The sequence below is a fragment of the Streptomyces sp. HNM0575 genome, from assembly GCF_012726265.1.
Lineage (GTDB): Bacteria > Actinomycetota > Actinomycetes > Streptomycetales > Streptomycetaceae > Streptomyces.
The window spans coordinates 1-2809 of sequence record NZ_JAASAG010000029.1 but is presented as its reverse complement, the minus strand read 5'-3'; the positions used below and the strand labels follow the sequence as shown (position 1 = coordinate 2809).

The 2809-nt window shown below is 64.1% G+C and carries 1 protein-coding gene; it reads right to left on the bottom strand.

Annotated features, from left to right (window positions below):
• A partial coding sequence (locus HCC61_RS29985) for a type I polyketide synthase (RefSeq protein WP_169141009.1) occupies nucleotides 1–2809 on the bottom strand: 2809 nt, incomplete at both ends.

Sequence of the window (2809 nt, the reverse complement as noted above, 5' to 3'; positions counted from 1 at the left end):
TCAGTTCGGTGGGTACGAGGCGGCGGCCGTAGATACCCGTGTCGCGGACAGCGACCTGATCCTCACCCGCGCCAGACGCCAACAGCCCAGCCACACCACGCCCGATCTCCTCGTTCCACGAGTCGGGGTCGGCGGGCAGATCCACCAAACCACCCCAGCGGTGCGGCAACTCCAACGCCGCCACACGACCCAAACCCCACACCGCCGCCTGCACCGGATGCACCACCACATCCCCCGGCACCGCAGCCACCGCACCACACGTCACACCCCACACCGGCCCCACCACACCGGCATCCCCCAACGCCTGCACCAACACCGCCGAACCCCACAACCCACCCGGCACACCCGACACACCCGAGCTCAGGGAACCGACACCACCATCACCAACCGGCAAAAACGACAACACACCAGCGCACTCCCCACCGGAAGGAAGCACCTCCCCCACACGAGCCGCCAACACGGCCCGCTCCACACCCTCTTCAACCTCCAGGCACACCACACCCGCACCCAAAAGCCCCACCACCAACGACACCCACCCCACCGGCACACCACCACCAGCAGGCACCACCACCAACCACACACCGGAAACAGCAGAATCGGCATCGGGAGATTCCGGCGTGGAACCGTTGCTATTCAGAGAGGTGGTGTCAATACGATTCAGGTTGAGGGGTTTCCAGGATTCGCGGTAGCACCAGCCGCCCGTACGAGAACGCACGCGTTCACGACCGCGCCATTCCACCAGACCCGACGCCACCTGCCGCGCCGTAACCGAATCCACCCCCAGCACCCGCGCCAGCACATCATCATCGGCGGATTCGACCAGCCCCCACAACGCCGCATCCACCGGATGCGACCCACCCTCCACCACCACAGGAGCCTTCGGCCAAAAACGCTCCCGCTGAAACGCATACGTCGGCAACTCCACCGAGCGCGCACCAGAGCCCTCAAACAACCGGCCCCACTCCACCGGCACACCCCGCACCCACGCCTCAGCCAACGACGTCACAAAACGAACCCCACCCCCCTGACCACGCCGCAACGACCCCAACGCCACAACCTCAACACCCGACTCCTCAGCCGTCTCCTCCACAGCCCCCATCAACACCGGATGCGCACTGCACTCCACAAACACCCGATACCCATCACCCACCAACGACCGCACCGCACCAGCAAAATCAACCGGCTCCCGCGCATTCGCAAACCAATACTCCACACCCAACTCACCACCATCAACCACACCCCCCGACACCGTCGAATACAACGGCACCCCACCCGAAACACACTCCACCCCCTCCAACAACCCCAACAACTCCTCACGCAACGGCTCCACCTGAACCGAATGCGACGCCACAGACGACCCCACAACCCGCGCCCGCACCCCCCGCTCCTCACACACCGAAACAAACTCCTCCAACGCCCCCAACTCACCCGCCACCGTCACCGCCGACGGACCATTCACCCCCGCCAACGACAAACGACCAGACCACCCCTCCAACAACCCCCGAACACGCCCCACCGGCAACGCCACCGACGCCACCGCACCCCCACCCACCAACTCACGCGCAAACAACCCAGAACGCAGCACCACCACCCGCGCCGCATCCTCCAAACTCAAAACCCCCGCCACATACGCCGCCGCAATCTCCCCCTGCGACGACCCCACCACCGCAGACGGCACCACCCCACACGACCGCCACAACTCCGCCAACGACACCATCACCGAAAACAACACCGGCTGAAGCACCTCAATACGCTCCAACACAGAAACCCCCGCACCACCACCCAACGAATCCCGCAACACCCCCACCACAGAAAAACCAGCCAACCCCCCAACAACCCGATCACACTCACCCATCCACCACCCAAACACCGGCGAAGAATCCAACAACTCCACCGCCATCCCCACCCACTGCGAACCCTGACCCGGAAAAACAAACACCGGACCAGAACCCACCTCACCCACAACCCCCCGCACACACACAGAAGAAGAAACCGACGACGAAACCCCACCGGAATCCGAGACAGAGCCCTCCCCCGACTCCACCTCACGCACCACCACCGCACGATGCTCAAACACCGACCGAGACGACATCAACGAAAACCCGACATCAACCGGCCGCACACCCCCCGACACCCCACCAACAAACGACTCCAAACGACCCAACTGGCCATCCAAAGCACCCTCAGAACGCCCCGACACCACCCACGGAACCACACCACCAAAACCAGAACCCGGAACATCCGAATCCGGAAGCACAGAAACAGACCCAGAAACAGAATCAGGGCTGCCGGAAACAGAATCAGAGGAGTCCGGAACAGAATCGGATTCCCCACCGGGCTCGGAAACCGGGGCCTGCTCCAAAATCACATGGGCATTGGTCCCGCTGATCCCGAACGACGACACCCCCGCACGCCGCACACGCCCCACCTGAGGCCACGCCACCCGCTCCCGAAGCAACTCCACCGCACCCGCATCCCACTCCACATGCGACGACGGGGAATCCACATGCAACGTCCGCGGCAACTCACCATGCCGCAACGCCTCCACCATCTTGATCACACCCGCGACACCCGCAGCCGCCTGCGTATGACCCAGATTCGACTTCACCGACCCCAACAACAACGGCCGATCCGACTCCCGCTCCTGCCCATACGTCGACAACAACGCCTGCGCCTCGATCGGATCACCCAACGCCGTCCCCGTACCATGCGCCTCCACCGCATCCACATCCGACGCCGCAAGACCCGCAGCCGACAACGCCTGCCGAATCACCCGCTGCTGCGACGGACCATTCGGCGCCGTCAAACC